Source organism: Aeromonas sp. S11(2024), assembly GCF_041402345.1.
Taxonomy (GTDB): domain Bacteria; phylum Pseudomonadota; class Gammaproteobacteria; order Enterobacterales; family Aeromonadaceae; genus Aeromonas; species Aeromonas veronii.
Genome location: NZ_JBGLRC010000033.1, coordinates 1 through 12,910 on the forward strand (window position 1 = coordinate 1; position 12,910 = coordinate 12,910).

Sequence of the window (12,910 nt, forward strand, 5' to 3'; positions counted from 1 at the left end):
TACGGTGACTCCGGATAACACGGTAGGGGTACCGTTTTGTTATCCGGTTTGAAGCCGTATGACCACTCCCTTTTGTGGGCAACTGTCAGGTGAATACCATCTCCATACACCAAGGGCAAGGAGTTGGGCAACTCGGGTCGCTATACCGAAACCACCCTCACCGCAGGCACATCAGGGCGGGATGCCACCCTGCTGGGGGCGCAGGTCAGTGGTGACAAGGTCAGGGCCGATATCGGCCGCAACCTGACCTTCACCAGCCAGCAGGACCGCGACCACTACCAGAGCAAACAGAGCAGCATCGCGGCCGGGGGCAGCTTTACCTTTGGCACCATGACCGGCTCCGGGTATATCAACGCCAGTCGCCAGAAGATAAACAGCGACTACCAGAGCGAAGTGGAGCAGGCGTAGAACTTTAAAAAATATCAATCTGTTGAGGTGCACTGATGCAACCGTTTGAGATATTGAGTGATGAAGAGTTCGATGAGCTGGAAGCACTGCTGGAGCGCTATGGCAGTGACAATAGCATTGCTTCAATGTCGATGCTGGATGGCTTTTTAACTGCGGTGGTCTCTGGCCCTCACCTCATCATGCCAAGTACCTGGCTCCCTGCAATTTGGGGAGGCGAGCAGGATCAACCCGAGTGGCAAAGCGAAGCCGAACTGGAACGCTTTATCGATCTGGTAATGCGCCACAGCAACGACATTGCGACCACCTTGACCTATGCGGCAGAAGACTATTTCCCAGTGGCACCGGAATTTGAGCGACACGGGGAATGGGTCCCGCTGATCCACGACTGGTGTGGTGGTTACCTGGGAGGTCTTGAGCTGGCGCCATGGCCCACACTGTCCGCACCTGAAGCTGCCGCACTGGCGATGATATCTGAACCGCTGGAGAAGATGCCTACATCGTTGGAGGCTCTCAGCAATGAACACTTGCAAGAGCAAGCCACCAAGGCCCGCTTTGCTGCTCGTATCCTTCATGCCCACTTTCTGGCGCAACGAAGTGAACGCCCGGAGCGCTCGCAACCAGTAGTTGCACCCATCAAGATTGGCCGCAACGAGCAGTGTCCCTGTGGCAGCGGTAAGAAGTACAAGCAGTGCTGTTTGCACTGACCAACAAAAATAGATAACAAGAGAGGGCCAATGGCCCTCTCTTGTTTTGGGTAACTTGAAGGGAATAGTGGCAATGACCTGTCCAAAGGAGTGTTATCAAGGGGTAGGACAGCCAACACCTAATGGTATACTCACTGGCATACTAAAAATCGCAGAAACAAAAAAGCCCAACCAAATAAATCAGTTGGGCTGTATAGATGGCGGAGGAGGTGGGATTTGAACCCACGGATGGTCGCCCATCGCCGGTTTTCAAGACCGGTGCATTCAGCCGCTCTGCCACCCCTCCGAACGGCGTGCATACTACGCTAAGCCCTTGTTCATATGCAATACATATTTCCTGTGGGATAGTGTGCGGGAGCAAAATGGCAGGTGGCTTGAAATTGTTCCTCGTCATCCCTATTTGTTCTACATACAATGCGTAAACATGCAGTAACAAACAGCGATCACGAGGCGGCTGCTCGCCGTCTCACCCGGACATCAAGAGGACACCCAAGATGGATACCCGTTCTATCTACACTGGCACCCAAAGTGCCGTACGCGATACCAACAAGGTGCTGCGTAACACCTATATGCTGCTCTCCCTCACTCTGGGCTTCTCTGCCGTGGTGGCGGGGGTCGCTACCGTGATGAACATGCCGCCGCTGCACTGGGCCGTGTTCCTGATCGGTGTCTACGGTCTGATGTTCCTGACCGAGAAGAATCGCAACAACGGCATGGGGCTGGTCTTCACCTTCGCCCTGACCGGTCTGCTGGGCTATAGCCTGGGCCCCATCATCAACATGTACATGAACAATGGTGGTGGCGAGATCGTGATGACCGCCCTTGGCGGCACCGCGCTCACCTTCTTCGGTCTGTCGGCCTATGCCCTGACCACCAAGCGTGACCTCTCTTTCATCGGCGGCATGCTGTTCGTCGGTTTCTGGGTACTGCTGGTGGCCATGATTGCCAACATCTTCCTGCAGATGAGCGCCCTGAGCCTGGCGCTGTCCGCCATGTTCATGCTCTTCTCCTCCGGTGCCATCCTGCTGACTACCCAGCAGATCGTGCGCGGCGGCGAGACCAACTACATCTCTGCCACCGTCACCCTGTATGTCTCCATCTACAACATCTTCCTGAGCTTGCTGAGCCTGCTTGGCGGTAACCGCAACTAATCAAAAACCCCGCTTCGGCGGGGTTTTTATTGGCGCCGATTTTTGTCAGGATAAGTTGTAAATCAAGGATATGAAGCGAAGTGGCCCTGATTTGGATCAGGGCCACTTCGCGCTTGGCGGGTTACTATCTCGCTCTCGTTTCGATCAAGGGTTTCACCTGTCTCATGCCGATGGATCTCTCTGGCCTGCTGCGCCGACTGCTGATTGATAGTCACATCGATTTTGCTTCGCTCAAGGGTGGTGCCTAGCATGCCCATGGAATTCTCCGGTTTGTTACGCCGACTGCTGACCGATAGTCACATCTACTTCGCTCTCAAAGTGCTGCTGGCCATTCTCGGTCTGCTCGCCTTCACCCTGGCCACCGGCAATATCCAGCTCACCGTGCTGCTCTCCCTCGGGGTCGTAGCGGGCGCCATCGCCGAAACCGACGACAGCCTGTGGGGACGGCTCAAAAACCTCGCCATGACGCTGATTTGCTTCATGTTTGCGTCCCTGTGCGTACAGTATCTCTACCCCACCCCCTGGCTGTTTGCCATCGGGCTGGCCAGCTCCACCTTTATCTTCGTGATGGTGGGGGCGCTCGGTGCTCGCTACGCCACCATCAGCTTCGGCTCGCTGCTGATCGCCATCTACACCATGCTGGGGGCCGCCAAGGCACCGGATCTCTTCTACCAGCCGCTGGCCCTCGGCGCTGGCGCCCTCTGGTACGGGCTGGTCTCGTTTATCTGGCTCTGGCTCCTGCCCTACAAGACCCTGCACGAGCAGCTGGCCCAGAGCTACTTCGCCCTTGGCCGCTACCTGCTGGAAAAGTCCCGCTTCTTCCCTGCGGACGAGCACGGCGCCCAGGCCATTCGCCACAATCTGGCCCAGCTCAACATCAATCTGGTGAGCGCACTGACCCTCACCAAATCGGCCCTCAACGCCCGCCTGAGCCGCCGCCATCCGGCGAGCCCCGAGCTGGCCAGCCTGCTGCGCCTCTATCTGCTGGCGCTGGAAATCCACGAGCGTGCCACCTCCAGCCACTATCCCTACAGCCGACTGGAAGCCGAGCTCAAGCAGGGCATAGTACTGGAAGGATTTCAGGAGGTATTCCTGCAACTCTCCGAGGCATGCCAGCGGCTCGGGTACGCCATTCTGGTGCACAAGCCCTATGCCCATAACAAGCGCATCCACTGGACGCTGGAGGCCCTTGGCGATCAGCTGGAGTTCACCAATCTCAAGCAGCACTACCCGAAAACCCTGCTGACGCCGATGAAGTTCCTGCGCCGCAATCTGGCCAGCATCAACCAGCTGCTGGGCAGCGCCGAAGTGCTGCAAAACCCCGAGCAGCCGGAGCAGGAGCTGCCCGCGCTGGCGCGCCCGCCCCGCCTGCCGCTGCTGGCCCAGCTCAAGCAGCACCTCACCTTGCACTCCATGGTGTTTCGCCATGCGCTGCGTTTGTCACTCGGGCTGGTGATCGGCTACGGCATACTGCAAGCCTTTGATCTGGAAAAGGGCTACTGGATTTTGCTGACCGTGCTGTTTGTCTGCCAGCCCAGCTACAGCGCCACCCGCCGCCGACTGGTGCAGCGGATGCTCGGCACCTTCGCAGGTATTCTGGTGGGTATTCCGGTGCTCTGGCTCTTCCCCGAGCTGCACGTCCAGCTGGTGGTGATGGGGCTGGCCGCTTTCCTGTTTTTCACCCAGGTGCGCAACAACTACAGCGCCGCGGTCTGCTTTATCACCCTCTACGTGCTGATGGCGTTCAACCTGCTCGATGGCATCGGCTTTGCCATTCTGGGGCCGCGGCTGCTCGATACCCTGCTCGGCTGCCTGATCTCCTACGGGCTGGTGGCCTGGCTCTGGCCGGACTGGCAGTACAAGCGGCTGCCAACCCTGATCGCCAACTCGCTCTCGGCCAACGCCCGCTACCTCTCGGCGGTGCTGGCGAGCCTCAAGCAGCAGCGGGACGAGTCCATCGACTATCGGGTGGCACGCAAGAGCGCCCATCTGGCGGACAGCGAGCTGGCCACCGCCTGGCAGAGCATGCTGGTGGAGCCGCAAAAGCGCCGCCGCTTCCTCGATCTCTGCTTTACCCTCACCTGGCGCAACCACGCCCTGCTCTCCTACATCTCGGCGCTGGGGGCCCATCGCGACAAGCTGGAGGCCATCAGCGGGCTGGATGAGGTGCGCCACCACATCTGCCACACCCTGGAGCAGGCCGCTGGCCATCTGGCGGGCAACCCCTCCAGCTCCATCAGTGGTCAGAGCCCCCTTCTTTGCACGGACAGCAGTCCGGACAGCAGCGAGGAGCAGCTGATGCTGACCCAGCAGCTCAACCTGATCAGCGAGCTGGCGGATCAGCTGCTGCATCTGGCCAACGAGAGCCGGTTGCTCACCGGGGATCAAGGCGCTACCATGCCCGCCCAATCCTGATAGCCCCATTAGCGAGGAGCCCTCATGTCTGCGTCCGAAAAACATCAGCTGGAATTCAACGGCCAACTCATCGAGACCGATGCCAAGGGCTATCTGCTCAACAGCAACGACTGGAGCGAGGAGCTGGCACTGGTGCTGGCCGCGCAGGAGGGGATCACGCTTGAGGAGCCGCACTGGGAAGTGGTGCGCTTTGTGCGCGCCTTCTATCTGGAGTTCAACACCTCCCCCGCCATCCGCGCGCTGGTCAAGGCGATGGAGAAGCAGTACGGCCCCGAGAAGGGCAACAGCCGCTACCTCTACAAGCTGTTCCCGGAAGGGCCCGCCAAGCAGGCGACCAAGATTGGTGGCCTGCCCAAGCCAGTGAAGTGCATCTGATCCCATGCATCTCATCCCATAACAACGGGGGGCCGCAACTGCGACCCCCCGTTGTGTTTGGTGCGCTATCTTCGCGCACCTCGTCTTCATATCTCTCAGACTTCCAGCTAGCCTTATCTCCGCTTGTCAGCCAGCGCCACCAACTGCTCCGCCAGCCGGTGGCCATGCAGGTAGGAGGTAATCAGCTCGCTATCCGCTTTGCCGATCTCAATCTGCTGATACCAGTGCGCCAGCATGGCGGCAAAGCCGCGCTGGGCCAGCACCGGCTGCCAATCGTTGGGGGCAAGCATCTGCGCCTGCTTGTCGCGGGCGATGCTGCCGCGGGTGCAGTTCTCAAGGTGCAGGGAGAGATTGTCGCCGTAGGCATCGATGCGCTCCTCGGTGATCCCGGCGCTGCGGTTCATGCTGCCGCTGATGGCGCGATCGCCGCTCTGCCAGCTGATGCTCACCCCGGCCAACAGGCTGTTGTCCTTCGCATCCGGTCGCAAGACCGCATGAAAGTCGCCGCCCGGCACACCGCCATAGAAGCAGAGGCTGTCGAGCACATGGATAAAGTCGTCGAACATAAAATCCCGCGCCTTGCCCGGCAGGGCAAAGCGGTGTTTCTGCCAGTTCAGCTCGGTGAGCGGCTGGGCCCGCGCCTCGGCCATGGCGGGCAGATAGCGGCGGTTAAAGCCGGTAAAGAGGGCGCAATCTTGCGCGATGGCGAGGTTGGCCAGCGCCTCTGCCTCGGCCAGATTGTCGCACAGGGGCTTGTCGACAAAGGTGGGGATCCCTGCCCGCAGGCACTGCTCGGCCAGCTCACGGTGCACGGCGGTGGCGGCGTGGATCATCACGGCGTCGGGGCGGCTGGCCAGCATGGCCGCCACATCGGTAAAGCACTCGGCGACCCGATACTGGCGGGCCAGCTTCTCCAGCACCGCTGGATTGCGGGTGCAGAGCAGCGGGGTGACCCGCTCATCGCTGGCAAGCAGCGGCAGATAGGCTTTTTGGGCGATATCCCCCAGACCAATCATGGCAATGCGCATCTCAACTCCTTTTCACTCGATAACGGGACAAGTGGATAACTGCCCGCACCATCGCAGGATTTCCCCCGCAGATCCAGCCTGCCGTTAGCGCGCAGGCTGGTGGCGGCCGCTCTGTGCAAACGGCGACGTTATCCGGGCATAGCAAGATCGCTGACCGACTTGATCACCTCGGCCAGCCACTCGATGGCCAGATTGCCCTGACTTTTGCGGTGTCTGCCGACCACCACCTCGAACGGCTGCGGCGCCCCGGCCAGCTCCACGGTGCGAAAATCCCCGAGGGCGGCGATAGCTGATGGAATGCAGGCCGCCACGTCATTGACCGACATAAAGGCTTGCAGCGAGGTGTAACAGGGGAGCGTCGCCACCGCCGCGCTGGCAACCTGCTGCGGGCTCATCTGCCCTTCGAAATTGCCGACGCTGTTGGCAAACTGCACAAAGGGGATGGCCGCCAGATCCTGCGGGGCGTTGTCCGGAAGATATCGGGAGTCGCGGCGCAGCACGCAGCAGTAGTGATCCCGGCGCAGGGTGGCGCGCAGCAACCCCGGGTCGAGATAGGCATCAAAGCCAATCACCAGATCGACCTCGCCGCTGGCCAGCGCCTCCAGATGCAGTTCGGCCTGAAAGTCCACCACATCGAGCCGGATGGAGGGCGCCTGAGTGCGCAGGGCGCTCGCCAGCCTTGGGATTATGGCGAGCTGGGCATACTCGTTGGCCATCACCCTGAAGGTGCGCTGGCTGCTGGCGGGATCGAAGGGCGCTGCCACAAAGACCCCGTCAATATCGGCCAGGATCTGCTCGAACCTGGCGGCCAGCTCGCAGGCGTAATCGGTCGGCTGCAACCCGGCGCTCTGGCGGATAAACAGCTCGGCGGGAAAGAGATCGCGCAGCTTTTTCAGATGGCTGCTCACCCCCTGCTGGGAGATCTCCAGCAGCTCGGCCACCCGCGACACACTCTTGTATCTGACCAGCAGCACCAGCACCCGCATCTGCCTGATATCGATCTTCTCCACCCTTACCTCACCAATTAAAGTTGTATCACATACAAACCACCCATGATTTACATTGTATCAGTGGCTCTCTAACCTTGCAGCTCTTCCAGCAAAGCGAGGTTAACGATGAAAACTGTCATTCTGATTGGTGCTCAGGGGAAAATGGGGCAAGCCGCCCTCAGTGGTCTGGGCAAGCACAAGGTGATCACCGCCAGCCGATCCGGCGAGGGGTGTGATTTTCAGGTGGATATCACCAGCCGAGAGTCTATCGAGCGACTCTACCAAAACGTGGGCTCCTTCGATGCGGTGGTCAATACCGCAGGATTTTGCGAATACGCCCCCTTTGGCGAGATGAGCGACGAGCAGTGGCAAACCACCATCCAGAGCAAGCTGATGGGGCAGATCAATCTGGTCAATATCGGCCTCAACTACATCAATCAGGGGGGCTCCTTCACCCTGATCTCCGGCATCCTCAATATCAAGCCGATCCCGCTGGCCATTGCCGATGCCACCACCAGCGGCGCCATCGATACCTTTGTCCAGTGCGTGGCCCACGAGCTGCCCCGCGGCATCCGCATCAATGTGGTCAACCCGACCGTACTGGAAGAGGCGTGGGACGTATATGGCGAGATGATGCCGGGCTTCCAGCCGGTGCCGGGCGCCCTGGTCGGCAAGGCGTTTGAGCGCTCCGTCGATGGCTTTATTAGCGGTCAGGTGCTCTATGTCGATGCCTGATCCGGTTCAGGTTTGACCCAATGCCTTTGTAATTCCTTGTCGATGTTTTTCCTCTTCCCCGACAGCGCCAGCTCTCGGGGCTTTTTGTATGACGGGGGCAAAGCCGCACAGCAGAGATAAAAAAGGAAGGAAGCCGAGACTTCCTTCCTTTTGGCTTGCACAGCGGCCTGTGACTCAGTTTATCTTGCCCATTTCAACGGCAAAGCTGGTCGCCAGCTGGGCAAACTTGAGAGCATGGCCAGCCGAGGGATCCGAGTTTTGCAACGTATCCTGCGCCGTGTGGATCCTGGGGTTGTATTCGCTAAAACGTGACTCGAACGGCATGGCGGCGGGGTAGCCCTGATTGTGCCAGGAGGCGTGATCCGAGCAACCATAGCCACAGCTGTCATAGCCATAGCTGACTTGCGGCAGGTAGGCATCGATCAGCTGGGTGAGGTAGCCGGTCAGCCCCTTGTCGGTGTAGTCGGTCATAAAGACGATGTCGTTCGCCGAGCCCTTGTAGTTGGTCATATCCAGCTGGAGCGCGGCCAATACCCTGGTGTTGGCCGCCTTGTAGCGGCTGGCGATATCCTTGGAGCCTCGCAAACCCACCTCCTCCGCCGCATAGCCGATAAATTGCAGGGTACGCTCCGGCTGGCGGCCCTGCTCGGCGATGACCCGCAGCACCTCGGTCAGGGTGGCGATGCCGGAGGCGTCATCATCGGCGCCGGGGGCCAGCGTCTTGCTGTTGGGGGCCGAGCCTGCGGTGGAGTCGAGATGGCCACCGAGTACCACCACCTCGTCCGGATAGCGGCTTCCCTTGAGGGTCAGCACCACCGATTGCTGCGGGTAGCCGCTATGTTTGACCCGGCTGACGCTGGCCCATGGCAGGGTGCTGCCGAGGCTCTGCCACTGGCTGGCCACCCAGTCGGCGGATTGCGTGCCGGTGGTAGTGGTGTAGTAGCGGTTGCGCCAGCCGGACAGCTTGCTGATGGTGCTGGCGATATTGCCTTGATCCAGATGGGGCAGCAGCCGGTTGACACTGGCCCCCTGGGTCAACGGCGGGGCGCTGAACAGGTTTTGGCTGAGGGGCTGGGCCATGCTCTGCAGCGCATCGGCCAGAGTCGTGTGCACCACATAGCCACCGCAGCGCTGGTGCCCTTCGTGCATCAGGTGCGAGAGGGAGCCAAGCTCGCTTGCCTCAATCTGGGCCAGCTGGACGGGCGCCCCGCTGGCACTGAACAGAGGGGAGAGCTTGGCATTGACCTGCTTGAGTTCAACCCCGCTATCGGCCCCTATCGTGATCCACACGGGCGCCCCCGCCTGAACGACAAGGGGAAACAGGGGGAGTAAAAGGGCTGCAGTCATCGCTTTCATGTCGGATCCTTCCGGTTATGGTTAACAGTAAACAGGCTTAATAGGTCTCATAAGAAGACCAAGCTAGTCTAGTCACCCATTGCCGTTAAATCGACCACGCCCTTCACCAAATTGCACCGCCTGATGTAAAGCGCGCCAGCCGGGGATTTTATATCTACCGGGCCTCCTGTTTTTCCCTCCCCGCCCCTGTTGCCTTGCCCGCACAGCCCCTTGATTGTTCCACCCTCGCAACAGATCTTCGCTTATGCGTTGCACCAGTAAAACAATTTGAGAGGTTCCAGCACCCAGCCATAGCCGCAGGATGGCCAGCAGCCAGCGCCCGATCACTCTCCGGTTGGCGGCAAGGCCGCAGAGAATGAAGAGTTTGACAGAGGTCAAAAAACGCGTTTTTTCTGATAGTTACATCACTTTAAGGCTCGCCGAGGCAGTCTCGTTTGGCTTACCATAGCCATCCAGAACCTGTTGAACTACGATGGATTGCTGCCAGCGCAGATCAAGGAAGCGTATTGGAAGCTGTGATCAACGGGCGGTAGCGTGGGATTTGGTGACGTTACACCCCACAGAGGAAAGTGGAAGTCCCACATTTCATTGAAAATCGTCATCAAAAGGATTTTGATATGGACTTGTGCTGAGATTAATGTCAATTAAAAATTGATAGTCAATGCAATATACATTATTTACACCTTAATTTATCCAATCAAGTTTAAAGCTCGAGCACTGTTAATATGGACATAACTAAAATAGGAGTTTTACTTTAAATGTTTATTCAAAATTTAGATAAAAAACAACAATCCGCATTACTCTATCTAGCTAAAGAAATTATAAATGCAGATAATAAACTCCATAACAATGAAGCCAGTATATATACTCTATTAGAGAGTCAGGTTCATACTTCCGTCGCCCCAGAAAGTATAAAAATAGATGAGCTAAATGTACTATTTGAATCGAACATATCAAAAATCTCGCTATTGCTTGAGTTAATCGCTGTTGCTCATGCCGATGGTGATTACCACAACGATGAATATGTGCTCATTCGGAAATACGCGAAAACACTTAATATATCTGAAGAAAAACTTTCAATGCTTGAGCGTTGGGTATCAAAACAACTTTCTCTTTCCATAGAAGCTCAAGAACTATTGAATCAATAAGGAGAACGCAATGCCATTACCATTTATTTTGGCAGGTGCAGCTGTCGCCGCTGCTTGTTATGGTGTTAAAAAGGGTATTGATGCCAAAGGTGATTTGGATGATGCAACGCATTATAATAATAAGGCCAAAAACTCAGCATCTGAGTTTGAAACAAAACTTGTAAAACAAAAAAAAGATACAATGAGTATACTTGAAGAATATGGAGCATTAAAAAGAAATGGAACGGAATCAGTCCTGAATTTTCAATCGTTGTTTAGTGTCACAGACCAAAGGTCAATTAACAACAACTTCAAAGATTCCAAACGCATTGTAATAACAAAAGAAGAAGAAATTGCAATACTAAAAAAAATTGGCGTAATAGATACAAATTTGACTATTACTCAGGCAGAGCAAAAAATTATAATGGGCAACCTAGAGTTTAACAAGCTAAGCGAAGGCTTAAAGTCTGTCGCGGCCGGGTCGTTAGCTGGAGTTGCTGCTGGTGGTGGTGCATATTTAGGTGTTGGGTCATTAGCTACAGCCTCAACGGGCACCGCAATTAGCGGTCTTTCTGGTGCTGCAGCAACTAATGCAACTTTAGCTTGGTTAGGTGGCGGTTCATTAGCTTCGGGTGGTTTTGGGATGGCTGGCGGTACAATGGTACTTGGAGGCTTAGTGGCTGGCCCATTGCTCGCTATTGGGGGTTCAGTTCTCGCCTATAAAGCCGCAGAAGCAAAGGATGAGGCTTATTCACAATATTGTAAAATACTCACCCAAATAAAAAAGGGTGAAATTATAGTGTCAAAACTAGCAGCTATTGAAGCTCATACATCTCTGTGCAATTGTACGTTTAATAAATTATTGAATAAATTTAAACTTACCCTTATGCCAAAGTTAAATGCCTTCGCCAATAAAAATATACATTATAAAGATATGGATGACGAAGCAAAGGGCTGTGTCATGACAAGTTATGCAATGGCTTATCTTCTAAAAGATTTCATCGCAGAAGGCACTATTAACGAAGTTGGTGACGATGTGAACCCCAGAAGTATAGAGCTACTAGAATGTCAGAAAGTTAAAGATTTCTGTTAATCAACTACTGGAGAGGACTCAGTCCTCTCCTTATTTTTTGGATAATTTATGCAACATAGGCAAGACTTTTTTACTGAAATTCCTCTAGCAGAGTTACTTAAACAGCCAGCACCACAAGTGGATTCATTATTCCCAGCCGTAACTAAGAATTTCAACTCTTTCAGTGAGATACTTGAAGCACATGATATAGCTCTGAATGAAATTTCAGCCAGAGAAATAGAACTTGACAAGCAGTTATCTAAAATTGAAGAAGACGTTAAAATTGGTTCGGAATGTGATAAGTGGGATTATATTTTTGCTGCATCTTCGGGGGTGTTAGCAGGACTTATTGACTCATTTTTTGTTTGTTCTCCAAATGATTCCAAGCTATTAACGCAGGCTGATTCCATAATGGACTCTCTGGTTGAAAACTTCGCAAAACTCAATGGCTGGGAAGGCGCAAAAAATGGGTCAGATTCAACCAAGAGTGCAATTGCATTTTTAGAGCGGACTTTCAAAGTAAATTATGATCATCAGCATGGGAAAATAGTGAATGATTTTATGAGGATGACACCTTCCAATCATCATCTAAAGTCACTAGCACACTCCCCAAGCCCTATCGGGCTGATTTTTTCAATCATTGATCAGTTTAGAGGTACAGCAACTTTTATAGATAATGGCCAGCTCATTACTGTTACTGCAGAAAGTAAGCTTCAGGGAAATACAGTTTTATCAAAAATTTTCTGCGCATTTATTAACTGGATAGGCCACATAATGTCTGATATCTCTGGCTCCTCGGGTGGCAAGAGTCGTGGCACAGGTGTACCTATTCCATTTTATGAACTGCTACAGATTATCAATCTCGGTAGTTTTGAACATAAGGATGAGCAATTATCATTTGCAGATATCTCTGTAAAGGTATTTGAGCAAGGTTATGATGCTCGCTTCGGCATGGTGCAAGCCATTCCGGTTTTCATGGTAGAATTGTTTACGAGAGTTTTCTGTATTATCAGAAACCGCTATCAACATGGGCATTCATGGTCTGAGTGCTTGAGTTTCATTAAGCTTGACACAAACACTAGATTAAGAAAAATGTTACTCATTGGCCACGGTACATTGTGCTTGATTGATGCCGGTGATGCATTCATTCGTAACCCAGAATGTAATTGGGTTAGTTTCTTTAGTCGTATGAATTTTGTGGCTTGGATGCGATTTTCATACTTAGGAATGAGGCATGCTTATTCAGTTTTAAATTGCGACATAGAAATCTATCGTTTTAAATTAAGAGCTAATGCACACAATAAATATATCGATGATGTTATAAACATTTCTAATAAATTCTTCGCTGAAAACAATGATAAAATCAAGATCTACTTTATTGAGCAACGCGCTGTATTAGATGGGCTACTTGGTACGTTTGAACATAATATAGAGGTCAAAGACTATCAAGCTGCAACGAATACATTAAATAATATTGGTGCTGAATTTAATTTTGAGTCGAAATTTTCAAGCCTGGACGATTTTGAATCATTCATGATGGGTGATTAAAA

Annotated in this window: 12 protein-coding genes and 1 tRNA gene; 9 read left to right on the plus strand and 4 right to left on the minus strand. The window is 54.1% G+C overall.

Annotated elements, in window-relative coordinates:
* Positions 1 to 93: 93 nt before the first annotated feature.
* Complete coding sequence (locus ACB040_RS18780) at positions 94 to 408, plus strand: hemagglutinin repeat-containing protein (protein WP_338774971.1); 315 nt, start codon at positions 94 to 96, stop codon at positions 406 to 408.
* 35 nt (positions 409 to 443) lie between these two features.
* Positions 444 to 1,112, plus strand: coding sequence for a UPF0149 family protein (locus ACB040_RS18785; RefSeq protein WP_338774205.1), 669 nt, complete (start codon positions 444 to 446; stop codon positions 1,110 to 1,112).
* 198 nt (positions 1,113 to 1,310) lie between these two features.
* On the opposite strand, the gene ACB040_RS18790 is transcribed toward ACB040_RS18785, so the two are convergent.
* A tRNA-Ser gene (locus ACB040_RS18790) sits at positions 1,311 to 1,398 on the minus strand.
* A gap of 208 nt (positions 1,399 to 1,606) precedes the next feature.
* Between ACB040_RS18790 and ACB040_RS18795 the strand changes: the two genes are divergently transcribed.
* From ACB040_RS18795 to ACB040_RS18805, 3 genes are all read left to right on the plus strand, one after another.
* Positions 1,607 to 2,263 (plus strand): Bax inhibitor-1/YccA family protein, encoded by a 657-nt coding sequence (locus tag ACB040_RS18795; RefSeq protein WP_005338308.1) that lies wholly within the window; start codon positions 1,607 to 1,609, stop codon positions 2,261 to 2,263.
* 249 nt (positions 2,264 to 2,512) lie between these two features.
* Positions 2,513 to 4,678: a YccS family putative transporter gene (gene yccS, locus ACB040_RS18800; protein WP_371156040.1), complete on the plus strand. Its 2,166-nt coding sequence runs from the start codon at positions 2,513 to 2,515 to the stop codon at positions 4,676 to 4,678.
* 24 nt (positions 4,679 to 4,702) lie between these two features.
* Positions 4,703 to 5,053: a TusE/DsrC/DsvC family sulfur relay protein gene (locus tag ACB040_RS18805; protein WP_019446869.1), complete on the plus strand. Its 351-nt coding sequence runs from the start codon at positions 4,703 to 4,705 to the stop codon at positions 5,051 to 5,053.
* Positions 5,054 to 5,166: 113 nt separating this feature from the next.
* On the opposite strand, the gene ACB040_RS18810 is transcribed toward ACB040_RS18805, so the two are convergent.
* Complete coding sequence (locus ACB040_RS18810) at positions 5,167 to 6,081, minus strand: Gfo/Idh/MocA family protein (RefSeq protein ID WP_371156038.1); 915 nt, start codon at positions 6,079 to 6,081, stop codon at positions 5,167 to 5,169.
* A 128-nt stretch (positions 6,082 to 6,209) separates the two neighbouring features.
* Positions 6,210 to 7,091, minus strand: coding sequence for a LysR family transcriptional regulator (locus ACB040_RS18815; protein WP_371156036.1), 882 nt, complete (start codon positions 7,089 to 7,091; stop codon positions 6,210 to 6,212).
* Between the two features lie 105 nt (positions 7,092 to 7,196).
* On the opposite strand from ACB040_RS18815, the gene ACB040_RS18820 reads away from it, so the two are divergent.
* Positions 7,197 to 7,805, plus strand: coding sequence for a short chain dehydrogenase (locus ACB040_RS18820; protein WP_005347588.1), 609 nt, complete (start codon positions 7,197 to 7,199; stop codon positions 7,803 to 7,805).
* A gap of 174 nt (positions 7,806 to 7,979) precedes the next feature.
* Here ACB040_RS18820 and ACB040_RS18825 read toward each other — a convergent pair whose 3' ends face one another.
* Positions 7,980 to 9,161 carry a M28 family metallopeptidase gene (locus ACB040_RS18825; RefSeq protein WP_371156034.1) on the minus strand — a complete coding sequence of 394 codons (1,182 nt, stop codon included), beginning with the start codon at positions 9,159 to 9,161 and terminating at the stop codon, positions 7,980 to 7,982.
* Positions 9,162 to 9,919: 758 nt separating this feature from the next.
* Here ACB040_RS18825 and ACB040_RS18830 point away from each other — a divergent pair.
* Genes ACB040_RS18830 through ACB040_RS18840 form a run of 3 tightly spaced genes read left to right on the plus strand, consistent with a single transcriptional unit; the run spans position 9,920 to position 12,908 of the window.
* A complete protein-coding gene (locus ACB040_RS18830) occupies positions 9,920 to 10,309 on the plus strand; it encodes a TerB family tellurite resistance protein (RefSeq protein ID WP_371156032.1) in 390 nt (129 codons plus the stop codon).
* 10 nt (positions 10,310 to 10,319) lie between these two features.
* On the plus strand, positions 10,320 to 11,381 hold the full coding sequence (locus tag ACB040_RS18835; protein ID WP_371156030.1) for a hypothetical protein: 1,062 nt from the start codon (positions 10,320 to 10,322) through the stop codon (positions 11,379 to 11,381).
* Positions 11,382 to 11,429: 48 nt separating this feature from the next.
* The gene (locus tag ACB040_RS18840) at positions 11,430 to 12,908 is read left to right on the plus strand and encodes a hypothetical protein (RefSeq protein ID WP_338774191.1); all 1,479 of its coding nucleotides are present in this window, start codon (positions 11,430 to 11,432) and stop codon (positions 12,906 to 12,908) included.
* Positions 12,909 to 12,910: the final 2 nt, after the last annotated feature.

Excerpts from the sequence above, each read along its gene's own strand:
- ACB040_RS18785 (WP_338774205.1), top strand. The coding sequence starts at position 444 with ATGCAACCGTTTGAGATATTGAGTGATGAAGAGTTCGATGAGCTGGAA.
- ACB040_RS18795 (WP_005338308.1), top strand. The coding sequence starts at position 1,607 with ATGGATACCCGTTCTATCTACACTGGCACCCAAAGTGCCGTACGCGAT.
- yccS (WP_371156040.1), top strand. The coding sequence starts at position 2,513 with ATGCCCATGGAATTCTCCGGTTTGTTACGCCGACTGCTGACCGATAGT.
- ACB040_RS18805 (WP_019446869.1), top strand. The coding sequence starts at position 4,703 with ATGTCTGCGTCCGAAAAACATCAGCTGGAATTCAACGGCCAACTCATC.
- ACB040_RS18810 (WP_371156038.1), bottom strand. The coding sequence starts at position 6,081 with ATGCGCATTGCCATGATTGGTCTGGGGGATATCGCCCAAAAAGCCTAT.
- ACB040_RS18820 (WP_005347588.1), top strand. The coding sequence starts at position 7,197 with ATGAAAACTGTCATTCTGATTGGTGCTCAGGGGAAAATGGGGCAAGCC.
- ACB040_RS18825 (WP_371156034.1), bottom strand. The coding sequence starts at position 9,161 with ATGAAAGCGATGACTGCAGCCCTTTTACTCCCCCTGTTTCCCCTTGTC.
- ACB040_RS18830 (WP_371156032.1), top strand. The coding sequence starts at position 9,920 with ATGTTTATTCAAAATTTAGATAAAAAACAACAATCCGCATTACTCTAT.
- ACB040_RS18835 (WP_371156030.1), top strand. The coding sequence starts at position 10,320 with ATGCCATTACCATTTATTTTGGCAGGTGCAGCTGTCGCCGCTGCTTGT.
- ACB040_RS18840 (WP_338774191.1), top strand. The coding sequence starts at position 11,430 with ATGCAACATAGGCAAGACTTTTTTACTGAAATTCCTCTAGCAGAGTTA.